General features: G+C 52.4%; 23 protein-coding genes and 1 tRNA gene. 16 read left to right on the top strand and 8 right to left on the bottom strand.

The window, feature by feature from the left end:
- Positions 1–120: 120 nt before the first annotated feature.
- The 3 genes from ACZ2GZ_RS12875 to ACZ2GZ_RS12865 all read left to right on the top strand — a co-directional run bounded on the left by ACZ2GZ_RS12875 (position 121) and on the right by ACZ2GZ_RS12865 (position 2,158).
- Positions 121–1,323 carry an ornithine--oxo-acid transaminase gene (locus tag ACZ2GZ_RS12875; protein ID WP_021065243.1) on the top strand — a complete coding sequence of 401 codons (1,203 nt, stop codon included), beginning with the start codon at positions 121–123 and terminating at the stop codon, positions 1,321–1,323.
- Positions 1,324–1,412: 89 nt separating this feature from the next.
- Entirely contained in the window at positions 1,413–1,817 is a 405-nt protein-coding gene (gene crcB / locus ACZ2GZ_RS12870; RefSeq protein ID WP_021065244.1) for a fluoride efflux transporter CrcB, read from the top strand.
- Positions 1,814–2,158 carry a fluoride efflux transporter FluC gene (locus ACZ2GZ_RS12865; RefSeq protein ID WP_029596084.1) on the top strand — a complete coding sequence of 115 codons (345 nt, stop codon included), beginning with the start codon at positions 1,814–1,816 and terminating at the stop codon, positions 2,156–2,158. The genes crcB and ACZ2GZ_RS12865 overlap by 4 nt, the downstream gene beginning before the upstream one ends.
- Before the next feature lie 34 nt (positions 2,159–2,192).
- Here the strand turns inward: ACZ2GZ_RS12865 and yhfH are convergent, their stop codons facing one another.
- On the bottom strand, positions 2,193–2,351 hold the full coding sequence (gene yhfH / locus ACZ2GZ_RS12860) for a protein YhfH (RefSeq protein ID WP_021065246.1): 159 nt from the start codon (positions 2,349–2,351) through the stop codon (positions 2,193–2,195).
- 146 nt (positions 2,352–2,497) lie between these two features.
- Between yhfH and ACZ2GZ_RS12855 the strand changes: the two genes are divergently transcribed.
- Positions 2,498–2,872, top strand: a complete 375-nt coding sequence (locus tag ACZ2GZ_RS12855; RefSeq protein WP_021065247.1) for an ArsR/SmtB family transcription factor — start codon at positions 2,498–2,500, stop codon at positions 2,870–2,872.
- Positions 2,873–2,976: 104 nt separating this feature from the next.
- Entirely contained in the window at positions 2,977–5,010 is a 2,034-nt protein-coding gene (locus tag ACZ2GZ_RS12850; RefSeq protein WP_214715542.1) for a heavy metal translocating P-type ATPase, read from the top strand.
- Positions 5,011–5,045: 35 nt separating this feature from the next.
- Here ACZ2GZ_RS12850 and ACZ2GZ_RS12845 read toward each other — a convergent pair whose 3' ends face one another.
- Complete coding sequence (locus ACZ2GZ_RS12845; protein WP_236355795.1) at positions 5,046–5,666, bottom strand: CHASE3 domain-containing protein; 621 nt, start codon at positions 5,664–5,666, stop codon at positions 5,046–5,048.
- 165 nt (positions 5,667–5,831) lie between these two features.
- On the opposite strand from ACZ2GZ_RS12845, the gene ACZ2GZ_RS12840 reads away from it, so the two are divergent.
- Positions 5,832–7,901 (top strand): alpha-amylase family protein, encoded by a 2,070-nt coding sequence (locus ACZ2GZ_RS12840; RefSeq protein WP_251135300.1) that lies wholly within the window; start codon positions 5,832–5,834, stop codon positions 7,899–7,901.
- Positions 7,902–7,941: 40 nt separating this feature from the next.
- Here the strand turns inward: ACZ2GZ_RS12840 and ACZ2GZ_RS12835 are convergent, their stop codons facing one another.
- The 3 genes from ACZ2GZ_RS12835 to ACZ2GZ_RS12825 all read right to left on the bottom strand — a co-directional run bounded on the left by ACZ2GZ_RS12835 (position 7,942) and on the right by ACZ2GZ_RS12825 (position 12,007).
- A complete protein-coding gene (locus tag ACZ2GZ_RS12835) occupies positions 7,942–10,545 on the bottom strand; it encodes a putative bifunctional diguanylate cyclase/phosphodiesterase (RefSeq protein WP_251135299.1) in 2,604 nt (867 codons plus the stop codon).
- A gap of 100 nt (positions 10,546–10,645) precedes the next feature.
- Positions 10,646–11,512, bottom strand: a complete 867-nt coding sequence (locus ACZ2GZ_RS12830) for a YitT family protein (RefSeq protein WP_021065252.1) — start codon at positions 11,510–11,512, stop codon at positions 10,646–10,648.
- Positions 11,513–11,599: 87 nt separating this feature from the next.
- Positions 11,600–12,007 (bottom strand): YkvA family protein, encoded by a 408-nt coding sequence (locus ACZ2GZ_RS12825; RefSeq protein ID WP_021065253.1) that lies wholly within the window; start codon positions 12,005–12,007, stop codon positions 11,600–11,602.
- A gap of 113 nt (positions 12,008–12,120) precedes the next feature.
- Between ACZ2GZ_RS12825 and ACZ2GZ_RS12820 the strand changes: the two genes are divergently transcribed.
- Complete coding sequence (locus ACZ2GZ_RS12820; RefSeq protein ID WP_214715540.1) at positions 12,121–13,359, top strand: aminopeptidase; 1,239 nt, start codon at positions 12,121–12,123, stop codon at positions 13,357–13,359.
- A gap of 41 nt (positions 13,360–13,400) precedes the next feature.
- On the opposite strand, the gene ACZ2GZ_RS12815 is transcribed toward ACZ2GZ_RS12820, so the two are convergent.
- Entirely contained in the window at positions 13,401–14,183 is a 783-nt protein-coding gene (locus ACZ2GZ_RS12815; protein WP_214715538.1) for an alpha/beta hydrolase, read from the bottom strand.
- 126 nt (positions 14,184–14,309) lie between these two features.
- Here ACZ2GZ_RS12815 and ACZ2GZ_RS12810 point away from each other — a divergent pair, with 126 nt between their 5' ends.
- The 6 genes from ACZ2GZ_RS12810 to ACZ2GZ_RS12785 all read left to right on the top strand — a co-directional run bounded on the left by ACZ2GZ_RS12810 (position 14,310) and on the right by ACZ2GZ_RS12785 (position 17,189).
- Complete coding sequence (locus ACZ2GZ_RS12810; protein WP_021065256.1) at positions 14,310–14,888, top strand: TetR/AcrR family transcriptional regulator; 579 nt, start codon at positions 14,310–14,312, stop codon at positions 14,886–14,888.
- Between the two features lie 11 nt (positions 14,889–14,899).
- Positions 14,900–15,229, top strand: coding sequence for a DMT family transporter (locus ACZ2GZ_RS12805; RefSeq protein ID WP_029596077.1), 330 nt, complete (start codon positions 14,900–14,902; stop codon positions 15,227–15,229).
- Positions 15,226–15,540 (top strand): DMT family transporter, encoded by a 315-nt coding sequence (locus ACZ2GZ_RS12800; RefSeq protein WP_021065258.1) that lies wholly within the window; start codon positions 15,226–15,228, stop codon positions 15,538–15,540. Before ACZ2GZ_RS12805 ends, ACZ2GZ_RS12800 begins: the two co-directional genes overlap by 4 nt.
- 67 nt (positions 15,541–15,607) lie before the next feature.
- Positions 15,608–16,165, top strand: a complete 558-nt coding sequence (locus ACZ2GZ_RS12795) for a GNAT family N-acetyltransferase (RefSeq protein ID WP_029596076.1) — start codon at positions 15,608–15,610, stop codon at positions 16,163–16,165.
- An 87-nt stretch (positions 16,166–16,252) separates the two neighbouring features.
- Positions 16,253–16,325, top strand: a tRNA-Val gene (locus ACZ2GZ_RS12790).
- Positions 16,326–16,484: 159 nt separating this feature from the next.
- Entirely contained in the window at positions 16,485–17,189 is a 705-nt protein-coding gene (locus tag ACZ2GZ_RS12785; protein WP_021065260.1) for a DUF554 domain-containing protein, read from the top strand.
- Positions 17,190–17,226: 37 nt separating this feature from the next.
- Here ACZ2GZ_RS12785 and ACZ2GZ_RS12780 read toward each other — a convergent pair whose 3' ends face one another.
- Entirely contained in the window at positions 17,227–18,009 is a 783-nt protein-coding gene (locus ACZ2GZ_RS12780) for a pyrroline-5-carboxylate reductase family protein (protein WP_058765705.1), read from the bottom strand.
- Positions 18,010–18,207: 198 nt separating this feature from the next.
- On the opposite strand from ACZ2GZ_RS12780, the gene yidD reads away from it, so the two are divergent.
- Both yidD and ACZ2GZ_RS12770 read left to right on the top strand, forming a co-directional pair.
- On the top strand, positions 18,208–18,483 hold the full coding sequence (gene yidD, locus ACZ2GZ_RS12775) for a membrane protein insertion efficiency factor YidD (protein ID WP_082665786.1): 276 nt from the start codon (positions 18,208–18,210) through the stop codon (positions 18,481–18,483).
- Positions 18,484–18,612: 129 nt separating this feature from the next.
- On the top strand, positions 18,613–19,971 hold the full coding sequence (locus tag ACZ2GZ_RS12770) for an alanine/glycine:cation symporter family protein (RefSeq protein WP_021065263.1): 1,359 nt from the start codon (positions 18,613–18,615) through the stop codon (positions 19,969–19,971).
- Between the two features lie 18 nt (positions 19,972–19,989).
- Here the strand turns inward: ACZ2GZ_RS12770 and ACZ2GZ_RS12765 are convergent, their stop codons facing one another.
- Positions 19,990–20,349 carry a potassium channel family protein gene (locus ACZ2GZ_RS12765; RefSeq protein ID WP_131472430.1) on the bottom strand — a complete coding sequence of 120 codons (360 nt, stop codon included), beginning with the start codon at positions 20,347–20,349 and terminating at the stop codon, positions 19,990–19,992.
- 79 nt (positions 20,350–20,428) lie between these two features.
- On the opposite strand from ACZ2GZ_RS12765, the gene ACZ2GZ_RS12760 reads away from it, so the two are divergent.
- Positions 20,429–21,676, top strand: coding sequence for a cytochrome P450 (locus ACZ2GZ_RS12760; RefSeq protein WP_353048278.1), 1,248 nt, complete (start codon positions 20,429–20,431; stop codon positions 21,674–21,676).
- Positions 21,677–21,684 lie beyond the last annotated feature (8 nt).

Here is a 21,684-nt window from a genome sequence, read left to right as displayed (position 1 = left end):
CTACGTTCAGTGTACCTTATTTTGCCAAACCGAGGAATGGGCAAGTTGGTCGTTGTCAAAAGAAAGACGGTCATCATATACTGAAGGAGTAAGATAGTTTTTTGATAAGGGGGAAATCAAATGTCAAAGACACAAGAAGTGATTGAATTGACAGAGAAATTCGGGGCGCACAATTATCATCCACTTCCAATCGTCATCTCGGAAGCGAGGGGGATCTGGGTGACAGACCCAGAGGGGAATCGCTACATGGATATGTTGAGTGCCTATTCGGCCGTCAACCAAGGTCATTGTCATCCGAAAATCATTCAAGCGCTTAAGGACCAAGCCGATAAAATCACGCTGACGTCACGTGCGTTTTACAATGATCAACTCGGTCGTTTCTACAAAAAAGTGGCAGCGCTTACAAACAAAGAGATGGTGTTGCCGATGAATACGGGTGCGGAAGCAGTCGAAACGGCTGTCAAAGCGTCGCGGCGCTGGGCGTATGAAGTGAAACAAATCCCAGGTCAAGCGGAAATCATCGTCTGCTCGGGCAACTTCCACGGCCGGACGATGGCGGCGGTGTCGATGTCGACAGAAGCGGAATACCAACGTGGATTCGGGCCGCTATTGCCAGGGTTTAAAGTCGTGCCGTACGGTGACATCGATGCGTTCGAGGCGGCCATCACTGAAAATACGGCGGCGTTCATCGTCGAACCGATTCAAGGCGAAGCCGGCATCATCATCCCACCGGCTGGTTACTTGAAACGAGCCAGTGAACTGTGCCAACAGCATAACGTGTTATTTGTGGCCGATGAGATTCAGTCAGGGCTCGGTCGCTCAGGTAAATGGTTCGCCATCGAATGGGAAGATGTGGAGCCAGATATGTATATTCTCGGAAAAGCGCTCGGGGGCGGCGTGTTCCCGGTATCGTGTGTGGCGGCCAATGAAAACGTCTTGAGTGTATTCAATCCAGGCTCACACGGTTCGACGTTCGGAGGGAATCCGCTCGCGGCGGCCGTGTCGATCGCGTCACTCGAAGTGTTAGAAGAAGAGCAGTTGCCACAACGTTCTCTCGAACTCGGGACATATTTCATGGACCGTTTGAAATCAATCGACAATCCGCTCATTAAAGATGTGCGCGGTCGCGGTCTGTTCATCGGGATCGAATTGACGGAAGCAGCCCGTCCATACTGTGAGGCGCTTAAAGAACGTGGCCTACTCTGCAAAGAGACACATGAGACGGTGATTCGATTGGCACCACCACTCGTCATCACGAAAGAGGAGCTCGATGAGGCGTTCGAGGCCATCTCGGCCGTGTTCGCACCAGCAGCTATTTCGTGATCACGCATCGCTTGGTATAATGGTTACAGACTCAACACCTGTCTCGCGACGTGCGCGCGGCAGGTGTTTTTTTGAAGGGAGGCCTGGCGATGCTATATGTATACGTCGGTTTGGCAGGAGCGCTAGGAGCCTTGGCACGTTATGGGATCGGCACGGGCATCGAGACGTTTTGGGTCGGTATGTTTCCGCTCGGGACGCTGCTCATCAATTTATCAGGCAGTTTCGCGCTCGGTTGGCTGACACACTTCTTGTTTCGGTCCGGACGACTCTCCCCGAGTGTCGTCACCGCGGTCGGAACAGGATTCATCGGCTCGTTCACGACGTTCTCGACGTTCAGTGTGGAGACGATTGAGTTGCTGGAGTCCGGCGCAATTGGCATGGCCTTGCTCTACGTGACACTAAGCCTTATGCTCGGTCTGTTCAGTTCGTGGCTCGGGTTTTGGTTCGGACGGCGTCGGTTCAAACAGTTCAGGCGAGAAGAGGTGGTGCGATGACGATCGCCATCATTATGCTGGGGGCGTTCTTTGGAGCGATGGCACGGTTTGGCATTGGTCAGCTCGTCAAAACATGGACGACATCTATGTTCCCGTGGGCGACGCTGTTCGTCAATGTGAGTGGGTCGTTTTGTCTCGGCTATTTATATGCGTCGAGTGCCGGCCCGTCGCTCATGCTCGGACTCGGTGTCGGCTTTCTCGGTTCGTTCACGACGTTCTCGACGTTCAAGCTCGAAGTGATGCGGTTCGTCGCCAAAGACTGGCTTCGTTTCGGGATGTATTTGCTTGCGACCTATGTACTTGGTCTGCTGGCGGCCTATCTCGGTTATCATCTGCCATGACAAATCCCTCGGAACACGTTTCCGAGGGATTGTTTTATTCGCTAAGTTGGAGTTTTTCAGCACAAGATGGGCACGTGTTCTCGTAAGACTCGCACTGCTCATCCATCTGTTTCCCGCACTCTTGACACGTCTTGTCCGGTAACTTCCGATAAAATTCGACGGAAGATTCAAGTCGGCTTGCCCATTCATTCATTATAACTGCCCCCTTTAATTAAGTAACGTAGCTGTTATGTTGTTTTGATTGTATTATAACAGAGGGTGATAAGTCAACAATAATATATAACAGATTTATAAATCGGATTTTGTTAGAATGAGAGTATAGAAAATGAGGTGAGATGGATGAAAGCACCCCAATGCGAAACGATTGCCATTCAGAATGAGGATGTCGGGGTATTACAACAAGCGTTGACCGATCTTGATGCGACGCGGGTCAGTCGATTATTCAAAGCGTTCGCCGATCCGACCCGACTTAAAGTGCTCTACGTGCTCACGCTCGAAGCGGAACTGTGCGTCTGTGACGTGGCGGCCGTGATTAAACATTCGAATGCCACGGCGTCCCATCACTTACGGACATTGCTCGAGCAAGGACTTGTCAAATATCGAAAGGATGGAAAAGTCGTTTATTATTCGCTCGACGATGACCACGTCCGGTTGCTCGTCGAGATTGCGATGGCCCATAGCGCCGAGCAAGATGAGACTGAATCAGACACGTGAGGCTGACTGGGATTCCAGTCGGCTTTTTTTCGGTTGTAATTGTGAGGCGACCGCGTTACGATATATTCAAATGAACGTTTGAATATAAAAGGGGCGAAATTAAGATGAAACGAGATGCATTGCCCGTCGAAGGGATTACATGTACGAACTGCGCCGCCAAAATCGAGAAGAGTGTGACGGGAGAGGACAGTGTCGCCGCTTGTCAGATTGATTTTGCGACAAGTCGAATGATTATCGAATGGAATGATTCGAAGGATCATACGGAGACGCTACGGGCTATCGAAGCGTCGATGGCGCGAATTGAACCGGGTGCTCATTTTGTGAAAGATGATGAGGAAGTACCTATGTCGAGTCGCTTGTTATGGCGGTTCGGGATTGCATTCGCATTCCTGCTCGTCGGTCTGTATACCGATTCGCTTGTCGTGTACGGAATCGCCTACGTGGTTGCGGGTTATGATGTCGTCTATGCCGCATTTCGTAACGTATGGCATCGGGAATGGTTTGATGAGAAATTTTTAATGACGATTGCGACGGTCGGTGCGATTGCGATTTCGGAGTATCCGGAAGCGGTCGCCGTCATGCTGTTTTATCAACTCGGTGAGTATTTCCAAGCGAAAGCGGTCCACGCTTCACGGCGGTCGATTCAATCGCTATTGAATTTGAAACCGACACGCGCACGCGTTCTTGTTGAGGGGCTAGAAGTTGAGCAACGACCTGAGGACGTAACGGTCGGCTCCGTCATCATAGTGCGGGCTGGTGAACAAGTGCCGATGGATGGTCAGGTGTTACAAGGGGACAGCTCACTGGATACGGCTTCTCTGACAGGAGAGTCGTTGCCACGCCAAGTCGGGCCTGGTGAAGACGTATTGGCCGGCATGATCAACCTCGAAGGGCGGCTCGAAGTTCGGGTCGAGCGACCGGCTGCGGAGTCGAGTCTTCAAAAGATGATTGCCCTCGTTGAACAGGCGAGCATGAACAAGGCGAAGACGGAACAGATGATTACAAGGTTAGCCAAAGTGTACACGCCAATCGTCGTCGTTTTAGCGGCTGTGGTCGCGTTTGTCCCGCCATTGTTTGTCGGAAATTTGGAGGAGTGGGTGTACCGGGCTTTAATCTTCCTCGTCATTAGTTGTCCGTGTGCCTTAGTGATCTCAATTCCGCTCGGTTATTTCGGTGGAATTGGTGCTGGCTCGCGGCGTGGCATTTTAGTGAAAGGCGGCGAGTATTTGGACGTCCTCGCCGAAGTTGAGACGGTTATCTTTGATAAGACCGGAACGCTCACGACGGGACGTTTTGAAGTGACGGATATCGCGACGAATGGAGAATTGACGAAGGACGAGTTGCTCCAACTTGCGTCCCGAGTCGAGATGGCTTCGACGCATCCGCTTGCAAAAGCAATCGTCGAGCAAGCCGGTCCGGTCGCGCCGTTCGCAACAATCCAAGAAGAGCCGGGTTACGGACTGATGGCTATAGAGGGTGAACACCGCATTTACGTCGGTAGTGCCCGCTATATGAAAAAATTGGGCTGCTCGATCCCGACGGAGACGTCGGGGACGATTGTGCATGTCGTGAAAAATGATCGCTGGCTCGGACGAATCGAGTTGAGGGACGAAGTGAAGGCGGATGCGGAACAGACGATTCGTGCGTTGAAACAATACGGATATCGGACAGTCATGCTGACGGGTGATCGGCAAGAAGTCGCGAATGCCGTCGGTTCAGCGATTGGCATCGATGAAGTGTACAGCGAGTTGCTTCCACATCAAAAAGTAACGGAAGTCGAGCGGTTGGCAACAACCGGCAAGGTCGCTTTTGTCGGTGATGGCTTGAACGATGCGGCGGCGCTTGCGCGTGCTGATGTCGGACTCGTGATGGGTGGTGTCGGTAGTGATACTGCGGTCGCAGCAGCTGACCTTGTTCTCATGAATGATGCCCCACACGATGTTGTGGCGGCGATTGATTTGAGCAAAAAGACACGACGGATTGTCTGGCAAAACATTACGTTCGCGTTCGGGATGAAGGCGCTCTTCCTCTTACTCGGCGTATTCGGACTCGCCTCGATGTGGGAAGCCGTGTTTGCCGATGTCGGGGTCGCCTTACTCGCTATCGGAAATGCCGCCCGATTGATTCACGCCAAATAAAAAAACCTCGAGCATGCTCGAGGCTGGGAACCGACTCACTGGGGTCGGTTCTTTTTGCGTGTTTTGAAAATCAAAAATAAAATGACGATAATCGCAGCGCTAAGGAGGATGGCGATGGACGTGAGCGCTTGCATCAGCACATCGATTTGATTCTCCGTCGCAATCAATTGTTTGCGGATGTCGTCATACTGCATCTTTTTTAAGGCACGCAAATCTTCGAGAATCGTTTGACGTTGATCAGTCATCGTTTCAGCGAGGTCGGTCGCGGCTTCGATGTCGCCCCTTTCATAGAGGACGAGCACTTGATCAGCCCCTTGCTCCCAAATCCCGTCGCGATGGAGCAAATCGATGAGTGAGCTCGGAGTGCCGGGATCATTCGCAATGGATGTTTTCAATTCTTCTGCTTGCTGGGACATACTGTAATACGATTCTAAAAAGCGCCGGTCTTCATAGGCGAGAAGACCACGGATGGCGTTGGCTCGTTCGATGTTGAAATACATGATATCCTCGATGGCGTCATACGAGTCGAGACGTTGACCGTGAATCGATTCGATTTGCCTTGTCGTGTCGCGAAGTTGGAAGGCGAAACTAGCGAGAACGAGGATGGATAAGACGGATAACGAAATGAGTACGGTCAGCCATTTTCGTTGGGACATGGTCATCCCTCCTTCTGTAAACATCGTACAATACTTCCTGATTTCACCGCAAAATATTTTTTTGGAAAAGGAAAAAATCGGGTAAAGGTATAAATATATAGTAATGCGTTTCTTGATATCGTTTACAATGATAGAGGAACGATTTTATTCACAAGGAGAATACACATGCCAGAGAACTCATCGTTAATCAAGTTGCACCAAGTCTTGAAAGATAAACGAACGAACGTCCATTATGAGATTCCGACGTTATGGAACCGGCTGCAATTCGCTTCAGAGCCTGTACGTGATGGGGTCGAACGGGTCAATCCGTATGATTTCTTGATCGAGACGATTGAAAAAGCTATTCTTCCCCATGCGGTCGACGGACGGGGTTACCATCAATCGGTCGCCCAAGCGGACGGATATTTGCAAACTGGCGGCGATTGGATCAAGCGGGCCTCGGTCTACTCGATGCAAGTCCGGACGTCGACATCATGGGATCATGATGGATCAGGTTATGTCGAAATGGAGAACTCGATCGGCATGAAAGACACAGGGACGTTCGTCAAAACGCTCGCGTTGATTCCGCATCTCCTTTATATGGGAATCGACACATTGTTCTTATTGCCAATCTCGCAACACAGTCATAAAAACAAAAAAGGCGAATTTGGTTCTCCTTATGCCGTGCAAGATTTTTTTGGAATCGATGAGGAACTGAAAGAGACGTTGACCGGAGACGGCTTGACGGTCGAAGAAGAGTTCGCGGCGTTCGTCGAAGCATGTCACATGGTGGGGATTCGTGTCGTCATCGATGTCATCCCGCGTACATGTGCTCGTGACAACCGACTCATTCTCGAAAATCCGGAATGGTTTTATTGGATTCCGGTGACCGAACTCGATTACTATCATCCGCCGCACGTACCAGGAATTGGTGAGAACGTGAAACCAGAGCATGCTTTCTTACCTATGATTTATGGGTCAGAAGACGTCTGGGCGCACTTACGTCGCTTCTCGATGGCACCGAATCTCGTCGATGCGGACAAGTGGGAGACGGTGAGAGCGTACTTGCTCGAGCATCCAGAAGAGAACTTGCTTGCCGTCATCGAGCGCGAGTTCGGCTTGACGACCGCTCCAGCCTTCTCCGATTGCATCAATGATCCGCAGCCACCATGGTCAGATGTGACGTATTTCCGTCTGTTCTTGGACCACCCGACAGCGGCAGCACCTTACGTGAGCGAAGCGAACTTGGCACCTTATATCTTGTTCGACTCGATCAAATCGAATCAATTCCGAGGCGATCAAATCAACGAGCCGCTCTGGGCGATGCTCGCCGACATCATTCCGCACTATCAGCGTGAATATGGGATTGATGGAGCTCGCATCGACATGGGGCACGCCTTGCCGGTCGATTTGGCGCAACGGATTCTACAGCAACCGCGTGAACTCGACGCCAACTTCAGCTTCATCGCTGAAGAATTGATTGAAATCGGTGCGTGGGCGGCGAAAGAAGCGGGCTATAACATGATTATCGGGTACGGGTTCTATAAAGAGCCACGCTTTGATACACATGAGACGCACCAGTTCGTTTATGACTCGCGCTTCTTACCGTTACCGGTGTTTGCGGCCGGAGAAACGGCAGACACGCGCCGTATCGCGACACGAGATGGGGGACGGCAGGCGAGTCGCTTGCTCACCGTCTTGAACGGCTTCGTACCGAACGGCGTCCCGATGACGAACTCTGGACTCGAACTGTATGAGACACAGCCGATGAACACCGGGCTCGACTGCCGACCGGAAGAAGCGTATCAACTCTTCCCGACCGATCCATACTTTGGAAAGCTTGCTTTCTTCGATGCGTACCAGTTCCATTGGGATCATCCCGAGCGAGACGAGATGATCGAACTGATGCATCAAGTGGCCGAGGTGCGTCGTCGTTGGTTGGACGTCCTGGTCAACCCGAGTCATTTCGAACCGCTCGCCATGGCACATATGCATGCGCCGTTCATCGGTCTCGCTTGGTTGCGTCCGGATACGAACGAGACGCTTCTCGTCGTGGCCAATACGGATATGCACCAACCGTTGCAAGGGAAAGTCCCGCTCGACGGGGTACGACGCCGCAACTGGAACGCGAGCCGTTTCGCCGAGATGGTGTACTCACCGACGTCATGGCCGTACGCCGAGCATTCGTTCGACGAGAATTGGGACCTGTGGGTCGATTTGAAGCCGGGCGAAGTGAAGATTTATGAGATGAAATAAGCAAATGCCCCGAACCGGATACCGGTTCGGGGCATGTTCGTTACATCGTCTGCTTCATATAGTAAATAACAAACTCATCGAGTGGCATCGGTTTCGCATAGCGATAGCCTTGCATCGAATCACAGCCGATTTTCCGTAAGAAATTCTCTTGATACTCGGTCTCGACACCTTCAGCGACGAGCGCCATCCCGAGTTGCCGGGCCATCGCGACAATGGTCGCGGTGACGGTCTGATACTCCCGGTTTTCTTCGAGTTGCATCGTGAACTCGCGCGGGATTTTCAGCTCATCGATTGGATAGCGGACGAGGTAGGCGAGCGAGCTGTAGCCGGTACCGAAATCGTCGATCGACAGTTTGATGCCAAGCGCCTTCAACTCGAGAATCCGTGTCAACACGCGGTCGGATTGATGGGCCGCGACCGTCTCGGTCAACTCGAAGTTAAGTCGGCCAGGTTCAATCGGGAACCGTTCGAATAACGTCGTCAAATATTCGATTAAGTGCTCATCGAACAGTTGGCGGACGGATAGGTTGACCGATAGTTTTGGTAAATCGATATCGCCTTGCTCGAATGCGTACATCAATTGGAATGTTTCATGAATCATCCAGCGGCCGAGATCATGGATATGCCCCGTCTCTTCGGCAATCGGGATGAACTGGCTTGGCGGGATGAAGACGCCATCTCGTTGCCAACGCATGAGCGCCTCGGCCCCGATGATGGCTTTCGTCGAAGCGTCAACTTGAGGCTGAAGATAAAGTGAGATCTCGCCTTTCTCGAGGGCGGTATCAAGCCCTTCCATCAACAGTTTGCGCTCTTCTTTGTGGGCCCGTAATTCAGGAGCGAACAAAACGGTCTCGTTGCGTCCTTTGTCCTTCGCCTTATACATGGCAAGGTCGGCGTTCGACAGCAAATGCTTGAGCGTCGAACCGTGTTCAGGATAGCGGACGATACCGATGGACGCGTGAATCTCGACGAGCGTCCCGCCCATGAAGTACGGCGGACGATAGACGGAGCGCCGTAACCGTTCGACGAGCATCTCATCGTCGTCATGCTCGGCGACAACGATGAATTCGTCACCACCGAGCCGGCCCGCATACTCGTTCGGCAACAAGGCGCCCCGCAGACGTTTACCGATATGTTGCAACAACTCGTCACCCATATGATGGCCGAACTGGTCGTTAATTTCTTTAAAACCGTCGAGGTCGGAGAACATGAGCGAGAACGGACGTCCTTCCGCGATCAGCCGTTCAATCTGTTCTTGCAGGGCGTAGCGGTTATGAAGCCCGGTCAGACTGTCATGGTTCGCTTGATAATAAATCTGTTCTTGTTGGACGATCATTTGCGTGATGTCCTTGACGATCGCATAGATGCCTTCGACTTCGCCGTCGATAATCATCGGAATGTTCATCAACTGCCACACCCGTTTCGCCCCGTCTTCGGTGACGACATCGACGTCGAGCGTCCGGGGGCGACCGTTCGTTAAATCGTGCAACACGGTCGCATAGGCGGACCGGTCTTTTTGTTCGATAATGTCTAAAATGTTGGAGCCAATCAACGTTTCCGTATCATGACCAAGCACCGAGCTGCCGGCCTCGTTCACAGACAATACTTCGCCATGGAGGTCGAACAAGAAAATCGGTTCGGCATGATAGGCGAATAGCGAGCGATACTGTTGTTCGCGGACCTCGAGTTCATGCGCCTTCGTCGTCACCGCGACTTCGAGGTCGGTATTGACGGTATGTAAACGGTGACTGATCAATGCGTTTTGTTTGGCGACGACGAACTGACGGATGAGCAGCAACAAGACGGCGTTCGCCGTCATCGAGTCGAGCACAGATGTGCCGAGCAGCCGATCCGAGGCGAGCATGAATAGCATGACGATCGCGCTATAGACGACGTAGTCGAACACGGAGTCATAGACGAGGGCATCTTCTCTCGATTCATCGAACACGTAGCTGATTGAAATGATAAAGATGCTACTCACTTGAAGCAGGTGCACCAACTCATGGCCGATGCCGTTGAAGATGAGCAATTGGTTCAAAATCGAGGCGGTCGTGAAGCCGAGAATGCCGATCAACAAGAGCACACGGAACGTTTGGCCGACCGAGGTGATGCGATTCAAGTACAGGAAGCCGAGCATCATGTAGAGACTAATCAACACCATCTGTTCTTCAAACCCGTTCAAGTGAGCCGCATAACGCCCACCGTCGTTCGAATAAATGAACAGATGCAACGCCCCGATCAACACGAAGCTGAACAAGGCGAAAATGTCGAATGTTCGCAGTTTCAATGTCCGAATTTCAATCGATTGCGTGATGACAATCAGCGACATAATCAAATAAAAAAAGTTCTGAATGAACGGCATATGGTTGATTGCTGTCGATGCGCCAAAATGGTGTCCGACCAAATAAGCGATGAAGCAGACATTGCCGGCGCTAATCAGTAAATGTATGTAGCGTCGCATCCCACGATTTTGAAACACGGCCGTCGCGCTGAAGACGGTCGCGATGAGAGTGACCGCCGTGAAATAGACGAACAAACTCGTCTCTCTCAAGGCGTAAGGGGTGAACAGAATCAATAAAAGTCCGAGAAAAAAGGTCCCGACGAGCAAAGCGGGGACTGTTTGGCGCAACGAGTGGTTGGTCAACTCATGCACCTCCTTCTGTATATGTCTAAGAGGCTCACCATTATTATCGGATTGTTCATGCGTTTGTTACACAAAAAAATCGACAGCAACTCGCTGTCGATTAAAGTGTATACGAATGTTCTTTGAAGTTACCGACGACCGAATCGATTTCGGAGACGGTGACGAACGCTTCTGAATCAATCTCGGAGACGATTTGACGCAGTTTTGGAATTTCGTTGTTCTGGACGACGACATACAACATCTTCTTCGAGTCGTTCGAGTAACCGCCGGTCGCGTCCATAATCGTGACGCCGCGTTTCAAGTTCTGCTTGATGACAAGGTTGATTTCATCGGCTTTCTTACAGATGATGAAACACTGCTTCTGCGCCGAGAAGAACCGGTGAATCGTCAACAACGTCCGCGACCGGACGAAACTGAGAACGAGCGCATACATGACCGCTTTAATGTCGAACGTGATGAACACGAGGATATAGACGATGATATCTTGTGTCAAAAAGATTTTCGGGAGTGATAAGTTCCGGTTGTTCGTATAAATGACTTTCCCGAGAATGTCGAGTCCTCCGGTCGAAGCGCCTGCGAACAACAGCAGGGCGAGCCCGAGGCCGGAAACGATCCCACTGAACACCGAGGCGACGAGCGGGTCATCGAGCGGTGTCGGCGGGATGAGCACGGGCAACGTGTCAATCAAGATGGATGATAAGACGACGACGAGGCCGGTCATGAGAATGAACCGTTTCCCCAGATATTTAATCCCGACGATGAAGAGCGGGATATTCAAGACGAGTTGCGTGAATCCAATCGGCGTGTTGAACAGTTCATTGACGATCAACGTGATCCCGACGATACCCCCGGACCCGATTTCGTTTGGTTTGAGCAATAGACCGACAAAAATCGATTGTAGAATCGTTCCGGCGATGATGAACAAGGTCGTCTCGACGGCGATCCGTTTTCTAGTTTTTGCGTACATAGATAATGGCTAGGCGCCATACGCCCCCTTTGAAATAAACTCATTCAAGCGTACTCCGACGATGTCGGAATTTCAAGCGTCGAATGATTACAATTCATTATGGAAGCGGTCGATATCACTTGCGAGCTGTTCATGAACGTAATCGATGACTTGAGCGTCATCGAATAAGCCGAGCGGAGCGTCATCCGGAATCGCATCGAATGGGGATACGAAGTAGAGGACGGCGGCGACGAGGGCATGCTGTTTGTCTGGCTGCATCTCGAACTGGTCGTTATAGAGGGCGCGCAACATATTGAGCAATTGTTTCATTTGGAAGTAGAGCGTCAGTTCTTCTTCCCGTTCGATATTGCTAATCTCGCTTGACGCGACATCGACTGTCACTTTAGCGAGAGCGAGTTCACCTTGGACCAAGAGGTCACCCAATTTTTCTTTGTTGGTATAGTCCTCGGTCGCGCTTGTTAAAAAGTGTGTGTACGTCGTTTTCCAATCTGACATGTATATTCCTCCTTCTGTCTTCATCTACTAATATGCCCGTTTTTGCGATTTGGTTGCAACTTTTCCGAAAATTTAAGAAAATAGAAATAAGTGAAAAAGGAGGAACTGTACATATGTCTACTGTAACCATGCCGACCGAGGCAGAATTTGCCCGCTACGCTGAGCTTGCCGTCAAAAAAGGCGTCAACATTCAGCCGGGCCAACAGCTCGAAGTCCGAGCTGATATTAGCCAAGCACCGCTCGTCCGTCAAATCGTGAAAGCAGCTTACGCGGCTGGCGCGAAACAAGTGTATGTCAACTGGAGCGACGAAGAGACGACGAAAGTCCGTTACTTCAACGCCCCGGCGGATGCCTTCAAAGAATACCCGGAATGGCTCAAGGCACGCTTTGAACAATTGGCCGAAGAGAAGACAGCCTTCCTATCAATCGTCAGCGACGACCCGGACGCACTGAACGGCGTTGAGTCATCACGCATCGCGGACTCGAATCGTGCTGCCGGCGTGGCACTTGCCAAATGGCGTAAATACGTCATGAGCGACAACGTCAGCTGGTCAATCGTCGCTGGCGCTTCGGAAGCGTGGGCGAAGAAAGTCTTCCCAGACCGTGAAGACGCTGTACCGGCCCTTTGGAAAGCGATTTTCGAAGCGACGCGAATGGACCAACCGGATGTCGTTGCGGCGTGGGATACGCATGACGCATCGCTCCGTGAACGAGCGACATTACTCACGAATAAGAAGTATGCGAAGCTCCACTACAAGGCACCGGGCACGGAATTGACGATCGGCTTGCCGAAGAAGCACGTCTTCCTTGGCGGCGGCGGTCCGAACATCGACGGCGTCGATTTCATCGCCAACATGCCGACCGAAGAAGTGTTCACGCTCGCTGATAAAGATTCGGTCGAAGGACACGTCTCGAGCACGAAACCGCTCAGCTACAGCGGCAACTTGATTGATGGGTTCACGCTTTGGTTCGAAGGCGGGAAAGTCGTGAAGGCGGAAGCGAAACAAGGCCAACAGGCACTCGATGAGTTGTTGAACCTCGATGAAGGGGCGCGTCGTATCGGAGAAGTTGCGCTCGTGCCGGACGACTCACCAATCTCGAACTCGGGTCTCCTTTTCTATAACACGTTGTTCGACGAGAACGCATCATGCCACTTGGCGCTCGGACGCGCCTACTCGACATGTCTCGAAGGCGGACCGCAAATGTCAGCTGAAGAGCTCGCCGAGAACGGTGCGAACGACTCGATGACACACGTCGACTTCATGATCGGCTCGGCCGAGATGAACATCGACGGCGAACTCGAAGACGGTTCACGCGAAGCCATCATGCGTGACGGCAACTGGGTCATTTAATCAAGCAAGAGACGAATCCCTTCGTGGAATTCGTCTCTTTTTTATGTCAATTCATAGAGGAAGGCGAGGGCGTTCGGTAGCCGACGCCGCCACGCGATTTCATTATGGACGGCACCGGGCTCGACTTCATAGCGGAAGGCGATCCCTGTTCGCGCGACCGTCTCGACGAGTTTCGCGTTCGTATAGAGGTAATCCTCGGGCGTGATCGGTCCGCTCGTCTCGTTCGTCCCGATGTCCATATAGAGACGCGCCGTCACATCGGCCTGCTTCACATCCCGAATGAGGGAGTCGAGATTGGCCCAAGCGGCTGTCGAGAGCGAGCCGACGCGCCGGATGGACGGATAGGCCGTCATCATATAGAGCGAGATGACCCCGCCCATCGAGCTGCCCATCACGCCGACGTTGTCCGGGTCGGTCGCGTAGCGTTCATCAATCCACGGCTTCAACTCTTTCATGAGCCAGTCGGCGTAAGCCCGACCTCTCCCGCCGAGCGTGGGCCGTGTCTTGGCGAGTTCCGGCCCGATTCGGCGATATAGCATCTCATCCTCATAAAACGAATACTCATCGTAGCGGTCGAGCCAGTCCGGGGCACTCGCGATGGCGACGACCATGAGCGGCAATTGCAAGTCCTCGATGTGGCGGTCGATTGACCAACCTTCGCCGATCGTGGCGGTCTTGCCGTCGAACACGTTTTGACCGTCGTGCATATAGAGGACCGGGATTCGTTCGTCAGCCGACACGAAGTCGGGACGATAGACACGGACAATCCGCTTCCGGCCACGTATGGCCTCGGTCGGTAAGGTGAAGCTGAATTGGTCGAGCATATAAAGCGCTCCTTTCGCAGTCAACTGGTTTTAGTTTGCCGGGTGTGGACGAGAAATGCAATCGCGACACTTGACTACCTACCGTTCGTTAGGTAAAGTGATAATGAAGAAAGGGGTCGATGACGGATGAATACGAAACAACGAATCGAGCTGGCGGCACGGCGGCGCTTTGCGCTTGAAGGGTATGAAGGACTATCATTAGCGGCACTCGCCGAGGATGTTGGCATTAAGAAAGCGTCGCTATACGCCCATATCGAAGGAAAAGAGCAATTGTTCAAACAAGTCGTCGAGGACATGGCAGATCGTTACGATCGCGTCTGGCGAGAAGCGCGGGACGCCACTGAGGGCGCGGCACCGCTCGAACGGATCGAGGCCATCGTCGAGACGTTGATTCGCTTCTTTGAAGAAGAGGAGACATGGATGCTGACGAAGCGGATGTTGCTCGTCCCGCCGCCTGAATTGCGATTGTTCATCGAGACGACGCTCGGGTCGGTCGAGACGGACTTGCAAGCGTTTGAGAAAGAACAGTTTCGATTGGCGATGGAGCAAGGGGCGTTACCCGAACAGTCGCTCGAGGACGTTTACGATGCCTACTATTGTTTTCTCGACGGCGCGCTCATCTCACTCTTCACGCTCGAGACGAATCGCGTCAAGCGGCAACAGGCCGCATTCACCATCTATAAGAAAGGAGTCGGATGGACATGAAACAAGATCAAATGGCCTGGGTTTGGCTCATTCTAGCCGGCCTGCTTGAAATCGTCTGGGCCACGACGATGAAACTGTCGAACGGCTTCACGGTGCTCGGTCCGAGCGTGGTGACCGTTCTCTTATTAGTTGTGAGCTTTGGGTTGTTGGCGATGTCGTTCCGGACGTTACCGGCCGGGACCGGTTATGCAGTGTTCACCGGCATCGGGGCCGTCGGAACGGTCATCGTCGGTGCAGTCTTGTTCGATGAGGCGCTGACCGGCATGAAGCTCGTCTTTATCGCGACGCTCCTCATCGGTGTGATTGGACTGAAACAAGTGACAGGAGGAGAATCGGCATGAGTTGGGTATTTTTGATTGGCGCGGGTCTTGCCGAGATGATGGCGGTCTTTTGGATGGGAAAATCGAAAGGCTATCAGATTGTTAAATGGTCGATCTTGTCCGTCGGAACGTTTGCCTTAAGTTTTTATTTGTTGTCGCGCTCTCTCGAGACGCTCCCGCTCGGGCTGGCATATTCGATTTGGGTCGGGATTGGGGCGGCCGGCGGCGTCGTGCTCGGCATGCTGTATTTGAACGAATCGCGGGACCGGTGGCGTATCTTCTTCTTATTGCTTATTATCGGGAGTGTCATCGGATTAAAAGTTGTCGCGTGATCAGGATTAGCTTCGAATAAAAACGGGAATTGAATAGTTCAGACTGTGAACGAAAGGGGCGGGGACGATGAGTCATATCAAACTGCAATCCGAGCGTCTACGACTCGAACCTTACACGATTGCTGATTTTTATTTCGTGAAATCGCTACTCCAAGATCCGCGCGTGATGCGTTTCATTAGCCCGGATGGAAAGCCATATACGGATGAACAGACGATCGAATGGTTCGAGCGCCAGTTGGCCCGCTATCAGACGGGTCGTCAAACCGGGTTGCTCAAATTGATGTCGCATGAAAATGACGAGCCAATCGGTCATGCCGGCACGTTGCTCCATGAACTCGACGGCACGATTGAACTTGAAGTCGGATATTGGTTGGCGCCGAAGCATTGGCATATGGGCTACGGACGCGAGGCAGCGGCTCGTCTCATGCGTCATGCGTTCGAAGAAGGTGAGAAAGAGATCATTTCCTTGATTCATCCGGATAACGTCCCATCGCAACGGGTCGCGAAAGCGAACGGACTGCATTGGGATCGGGATACCGAATATCAAGGCATGCTCGTCTCGGTATATGCCGGTGATTTAGAACGGTTGTGCCGCCATATGAAACGGGAAGAAATGACGCGTTAAAAAAAGTAAAAAAAAGTTTTAAAAAACAGTTGCCAAGGCATTAGTTTCTTGATATATTAATAGTGTCCTTAAGAGAGGACACGACCTGATTCTGTAGCTCAGCTGGGAGAGCGCTACCTTGACAGGGTAGAGGTCGCTGGTTCGAGCCCAGTCAGAATCACTTGGGTGCCAAACCCGATGCGAAACCCATAGGAACGTGGGTTTCCGCGACGCCACTTCTTGCGAGAAGTGGCTTTTTTTTTGTTTTTCTTTCAATTGACAGCCTACATAAACAGTTGGTATATTCCTCTCAATACATACAGAAACGGGGAATTATACGATGGTCTTAACCGGAACAATCGTCAACGCGGCGTTGATCGTGATTGGCACATTACTTGGACTCTTGTTTCACCGCATCCCCGAACGAATGAAAGAGACGGTCACCGCAGCCATCGGTCTCGCCGTCGTCTTGCTTGGCGTTCAAATGGGGATGAAAAGTGAGAACTTTTTAATCGTCATCGGCAGTCTCGTCATCGGGGCCGCACTCGGCGAATGGTGGAAGCTCGATGAGAAGTTGAACGAGGTCGGCTATCAATTGGAACGCCGCCTCGGGGGCAAGAGCAAGTCAAGTATCGCCGAGGGCTTCATCACGGCGACGCTCATCTTCGTCATTGGGGCGATGGCCGTCATCGGCGCGCTCGACAGCGGATTACGCGGGGATCATGACGTCCTCTATACGAAAGGATTGATTGACGGTTTCACGGCACTCGTCCTCAGCTCGACGCTCGGCATCGGGGTCATGTTCTCGGCTGTCCCGGTTCTCTTATACCAAGGGGCAATCGCCTTGCTCGCCATTCAAATCATGAAGTTCATCCCGGAGTCGCTCATGGATGACTTTATTTTAGAGATGACGGCGACCGGTGGTGTCATGATTGTCGCGATTGGGTTGAACTTGGTCGGCATCACGCGGATTCGTGTCGCGAACTTATTGCCGGGAATCTTGATGGTCGCGGTCATCGTCTCGATTTTACATATCGTCCAATAAAAAAATCCGAGAGACGCGATGCGTTTCTCGGATTTTTTCAATTCTTCGGTTGTTCGACTTCTTCTCTCGCACTTTCGCGAAGGGCAGAAGCCATGACGTCTGCTAAATCGCGCGAGCGGAGCACACCGACACCGCGGTCGGTCGGACCGTCTGGCGCGGCCACGTCCGCAATCAAGTCGTTCGTCGGCCGTGTCTCGTGAAGCAACAGTTCAGCCGATCCTTTCATCGCCTGGGCGACGATTTGGCGCGCCGTCGCTTCATCGAAACCGGCATCGGTCAAGACGGGCGTCATCGAACCGACGATTTCATAAAAGAAAGCGGGGCTGCATCCGGCGGCAGCCATGAAGGCGGACATCGTCTTCGCATCCGTCACGGCCGTCCGTCCGACGCGTTCAAACAGCGCCGTCGCGGTCTCACGGACCGTATCATCGGTCTCTGGGCCGAACCAGAGTCCGGTCATCCCGCTCCGATAAGCGACTGGGGTATTCGGCATCGCGCAGACGGCAGGGAGACCTGACGCCTCTTCAATCTCGCTCGGTTCGATATGAGCTGCTACGGAGACGAGGAGCGGTGTGCTCCACGTTTTAGATTGCACGTAAGGAATGACTCCGTCCGGTTGCATCGCGAGGACGACGATGTCATACGCGTTGACATCCTCTTCGTCGACGATTTGCACGCCGAGCTCGGCCTGTAACGCTGTCAAACGGGTCCGGTCACTCCGGTTCGTCATCGTGATTTGTTCAGGCAACACACCTGAGGCAAGCCATCCGCGTACGAGTGACTCACTCATCGATCCTGCACCTACCATTAAAATATTCATTCTCGTCACCTCTTCATATAGATTCGGTCGTATACATGTTGCTTATCATAACAAATGACGCAACAAATAGCGCCCATCGTGCTCAAATTGTAAAACAAAGGAAAAAAAGATGAGCGATTTGTCATTTGATTGTCGCATGCGCCATAGATGACAAGCTGGCCCGGGCAAGCTATTATGGCAGTAATCAAACTGGAGGCGATGAGAGTGAAACGAGTGTTAGTGCGGGGGATTCAAGGGTATCAACGGTTCATCTCGCCGTTGAAACCGCCGACTTGCCGTTTTTATCCGACGTGTTCGCACTATGGAATCGAGGCGATTGAAAAGCATGGTGCCCTTAAAGGTGGGTATTTGACGACTCGCCGCTTAATGCGATGCCAACCGTTTCATTCAGGCGGACTCGACTACGTGCCGGATGAATTTGATTGGCGCGCCCCTTTACAACGTGAAAAACCCCCTTCTCAGCGAGACGTCTAACCGGCGGCTCGCTGTTTTAGATACAGCTTAAAAATCAAATTGTTGTTTTATTACAATACTTTTGACAATCTTCTAAGTATTCTGAAAAAATAGAGGTGTACGATTACATAAGGGGAAGGGGAATTCAAAATGAGTCAATCGTTCAGTGAACTCATCGGTACGATTTCGAACTTTGTGTGGGGACCACCGTTATTGATTTTGCTTGTGGGGACAGGCATCTACTTGACGGTACGGCTCGGGGGACTTCAAGTCACGAAGTTGCCGTACGCATTGAAGCTCGCGTTTTCTAAAAATCAAGACAAAACATCGAAAGGGGATATCAGTCACTTCCAAGCGCTCATGACGGCGCTCGCAGCAACCGTCGGTACGGGGAATATCGTCGGGGTTGCGACCGCGGTCGTGCTCGGTGGACCGGGGGCGATCGTCTGGATGTGGGTATCCGGATTTTTCGGTATGGCGACGAAATACGCCGAAGCTGTGCTCGCCGTTAAATATCGGGTGACCGATGAACGCGGACAAATGGCTGGGGGGCCGATGTATTACTTAGAACGTGGCTTGAAGCAACGTTGGCTCGCCGTCGCATTCGCAGGATTCGCCTCGCTCGCGGCATTTGGGATTGGGAACGGGGTGCAGACGAACTCGGTCGCGATGGCGCTCAAGACGACCTTTGACGTGCCGTTGTATGTCTCCGGTATCTTGATTATGATTTTCACAGGTGCGGTCATCTTGGGCGGTGTCAAATCAATCGGTCGCGTCGTCAGTTACTTCGTACCAGTCATGATCGTCTTTTATCTCGGCAGCGGATTGTTGATTATGGTGATGAACTACACGCTCATTCCGGATGCCATCGCCCTCATCTTCAGCAGCACGTTCAGTGCCGAAGCGATCGGTGGCGGAGCCATCGGGGCCGCCATTCGTTACGGTGTGGCGCGCGGCGTCTTCTCGAACGAGGCAGGTCTCGGTTCGGCGCCGATTGCCGCAGCGGCTGCTAAAACGGATATGCCGGGACGTCAGGCGCTCGTCTCGATGACGCAAGTGTTTCTCGATACGCTCATCGTCTGTTCTGTCACGGGAATCACGCTCGTCATGGGCGGTCAAATCGGTTCGGGCCTCGAGGGGGTCGAATTGACGACGGCGACGTTCGAGCAATTCCTTGGACCGGCCGGCGGTTATATCGTGACGATTGGACTGGTCATGTTCGCCTACTCGACGGTGCTCGGGTGGTCATACTACGGGGAACGGTCGATTCATTACTTGTTCGGTCAAAAATCGATTCTTCCTTATCGGATTGCGTTCGTTCTCGTTGCCGGTCTCGGTGCGATGACGACGAACCTCAACTTGGTTTGGGCGCTCTCGGACGTGTTCAACGGTTTGATGGCCATCCCGAACTTGATTGGCTTACTGTTCTTGTCGGGTGTCGTCATTGCTGAAACGAAGCGATTCAATCAACAGCTCGAACTCGAAAATCGAAATCGAAAAGCTTCTTAAACCAATACGCCACCATCCTTACGGGGACGGTGGCGTATTGCGTTTGCGAACCTCTTCGAGCCGTGCTTGTTGAAGATGGTCGAACACTTTCGTGATGAAACCGACCATGATGCCGACACCCGTGATGACATAGCCGATCGTGAACACTTTGCCGATATCGGTCGTCGGGACAAAATCCCCATAGCCAATTGTCGTGAGTGTGACGATACTGAAATACAGGGCATCGAGCCAACGCATGTCTTCGAAGCGTGAGTAGAACAGTGTCCCGGAGAGGATGGTCAGGAAGGCGAGACTGAACAAGACTTGAAACTCCGCATCCTTCAAGCCACGCCAAATCCCACGGAACATGCGCCGGAACGTCAAGATGAAAGATAGCATTTCATTTCCTCCTTTCCCTATAGGTTTGTTCGCTAGCAACAGGGGAACATCCTTTATAGCAAAACTGGAGAGGATGATCATGATGACACGACTGATTCCAAAAGAAGAAGGGCTCGATCATAGCCTGGCGTTCCTACGGGAAGGATATTTATACGTCCCGAACCGTCGGAAGAGCTTTCAATCCACTCTGTTTGAAACACGCTTGCTCGGCGAACGCGTCATCTGTCTCGGAGGCGGCGAGGCGGCAGCCTTGTTTTATGACGCGGACAAGTTCGTGCGCAAAGATGCGGCACCGAAACGGTTGCTGAAAACACTATTCGGTGAGGATGGTGTGCAGACGTTAGACGGCTCGGCCCATACACATCGCAAACAGATGTTCATGGCGCTCATGTTCCCACAAAATATCAAGCGGTTAACGAAGCTGGTCAGCCGGGAGTGGGAACGGGCGCTCGACGCGGCAGCTGACGAGACGGTGCTCTATGACACGGCGCAAGAAGTTCTCATGCGGGCCGTCTGTGAATGGGCCGGGGTCCCGCTCCATGAAAGCGAAGTAGCGCGTCGGACGGACGAGATGAAATTGTTATTTGAATCTGGGACTGCCCTCGGACCAAAACATGTTCGGGGGCGAGCGGCCCGCTCCTCGGCCGAGGCGTGGGTGCGTGGCATGGTCGAAGAAGTGCGGACGAACCGGCTTCTCCCAAACGAACAAACGGCGTTATACGAATTTTCTTGGCATCGGGATGAAGCGGGTCATCTGCTTCCGGCCGACGTCGTTGCTGTCGAAGTAATCAATATATTGCGCCCGACCGTGGCTGTCTCGATTTATGTGTTGTTCACTGTATTGGCGCTCCACCAATTTCCGGAAGCGCGGGACCGATTGGCGCGTGGTGAGACCGAACCGACATGGTTCGTCCAAGAAGTGAGACGCTTTTATCCATTTTTCCCCGTGACCGCTGCGAGGGTCAAGCAAGATTTCGAGTGGAACGGATTTACGTTCGAAGAAGGGACGCTCGTCTTGCTCGATTTATATGGGACGAATCATGACCCTTCCTTGTGGACGGAACCGGATACATTCAACCCCGATCGGTTCAAAGACTGGACGGAAAGTCCGTTCACGTTCATTCCGCAAGGCGGCGGGGATGTCGATTTCGGACACCGCTGTGCGGGGGAGCACGTGACGATTGCAATCATGCGCGAGACGATCGACGTGTTCCTAACACGTTACCGTTACGAGGTGCCTCCGCAAGACCTCAGTTATAGCTTTGTCGACTTTCCGAGTTTACCGAAGAGCCGTTTCGTGCTGAATCAAATTCGAAAGAACAAATAAATGAGTCG

The organism is Exiguobacterium sp. KKT215 (assembly GCF_055635335.1).
The sequence above is the reverse complement of the archived record's forward strand: the minus strand, read 5'-3'. Positions and strand labels throughout refer to the sequence as shown.

Excerpts from the sequence above, each read along its gene's own strand:
- ACZ2GZ_RS12810 (WP_021065256.1), top strand. The coding sequence starts at position 14,310 with ATGAATACGAAACAACGAATCGAGCTGGCGGCACGGCGGCGCTTTGCG.
- ACZ2GZ_RS12855 (WP_021065247.1), top strand. The coding sequence starts at position 2,498 with ATGAAAGCACCCCAATGCGAAACGATTGCCATTCAGAATGAGGATGTC.
- yhfH (WP_021065246.1), bottom strand. The coding sequence starts at position 2,351 with ATGAATGAATGGGCAAGCCGACTTGAATCTTCCGTCGAATTTTATCGG.
- ACZ2GZ_RS12875 (WP_021065243.1), top strand. The coding sequence starts at position 121 with ATGTCAAAGACACAAGAAGTGATTGAATTGACAGAGAAATTCGGGGCG.
- ACZ2GZ_RS12845 (WP_236355795.1), bottom strand. The coding sequence starts at position 5,666 with ATGTCCCAACGAAAATGGCTGACCGTACTCATTTCGTTATCCGTCTTA.
- ACZ2GZ_RS12825 (WP_021065253.1), bottom strand. The coding sequence starts at position 12,007 with ATGTCAGATTGGAAAACGACGTACACACACTTTTTAACAAGCGCGACC.
- ACZ2GZ_RS12780 (WP_058765705.1), bottom strand. The coding sequence starts at position 18,009 with ATGAATATTTTAATGGTAGGTGCAGGATCGATGAGTGAGTCACTCGTA.
- ACZ2GZ_RS12795 (WP_029596076.1), top strand. The coding sequence starts at position 15,608 with ATGAGTCATATCAAACTGCAATCCGAGCGTCTACGACTCGAACCTTAC.
- ACZ2GZ_RS12820 (WP_214715540.1), top strand. The coding sequence starts at position 12,121 with ATGTCTACTGTAACCATGCCGACCGAGGCAGAATTTGCCCGCTACGCT.
- ACZ2GZ_RS12800 (WP_021065258.1), top strand. The coding sequence starts at position 15,226 with ATGAGTTGGGTATTTTTGATTGGCGCGGGTCTTGCCGAGATGATGGCG.
- yidD (WP_082665786.1), top strand. The coding sequence starts at position 18,208 with ATGAGAGTGAAACGAGTGTTAGTGCGGGGGATTCAAGGGTATCAACGG.
- ACZ2GZ_RS12805 (WP_029596077.1), top strand. The coding sequence starts at position 14,900 with ATGGCCTGGGTTTGGCTCATTCTAGCCGGCCTGCTTGAAATCGTCTGG.
- ACZ2GZ_RS12850 (WP_214715542.1), top strand. The coding sequence starts at position 2,977 with ATGAAACGAGATGCATTGCCCGTCGAAGGGATTACATGTACGAACTGC.
- ACZ2GZ_RS12830 (WP_021065252.1), bottom strand. The coding sequence starts at position 11,512 with ATGTACGCAAAAACTAGAAAACGGATCGCCGTCGAGACGACCTTGTTC.
- ACZ2GZ_RS12760 (WP_353048278.1), top strand. The coding sequence starts at position 20,429 with ATGATGACACGACTGATTCCAAAAGAAGAAGGGCTCGATCATAGCCTG.
- ACZ2GZ_RS12840 (WP_251135300.1), top strand. The coding sequence starts at position 5,832 with ATGCCAGAGAACTCATCGTTAATCAAGTTGCACCAAGTCTTGAAAGAT.
- ACZ2GZ_RS12785 (WP_021065260.1), top strand. The coding sequence starts at position 16,485 with ATGGTCTTAACCGGAACAATCGTCAACGCGGCGTTGATCGTGATTGGC.
- ACZ2GZ_RS12765 (WP_131472430.1), bottom strand. The coding sequence starts at position 20,349 with ATGCTATCTTTCATCTTGACGTTCCGGCGCATGTTCCGTGGGATTTGG.
- crcB (WP_021065244.1), top strand. The coding sequence starts at position 1,413 with ATGCTATATGTATACGTCGGTTTGGCAGGAGCGCTAGGAGCCTTGGCA.
- ACZ2GZ_RS12815 (WP_214715538.1), bottom strand. The coding sequence starts at position 14,183 with ATGCTCGACCAATTCAGCTTCACCTTACCGACCGAGGCCATACGTGGC.
- ACZ2GZ_RS12865 (WP_029596084.1), top strand. The coding sequence starts at position 1,814 with ATGACGATCGCCATCATTATGCTGGGGGCGTTCTTTGGAGCGATGGCA.
- ACZ2GZ_RS12770 (WP_021065263.1), top strand. The coding sequence starts at position 18,613 with ATGAGTCAATCGTTCAGTGAACTCATCGGTACGATTTCGAACTTTGTG.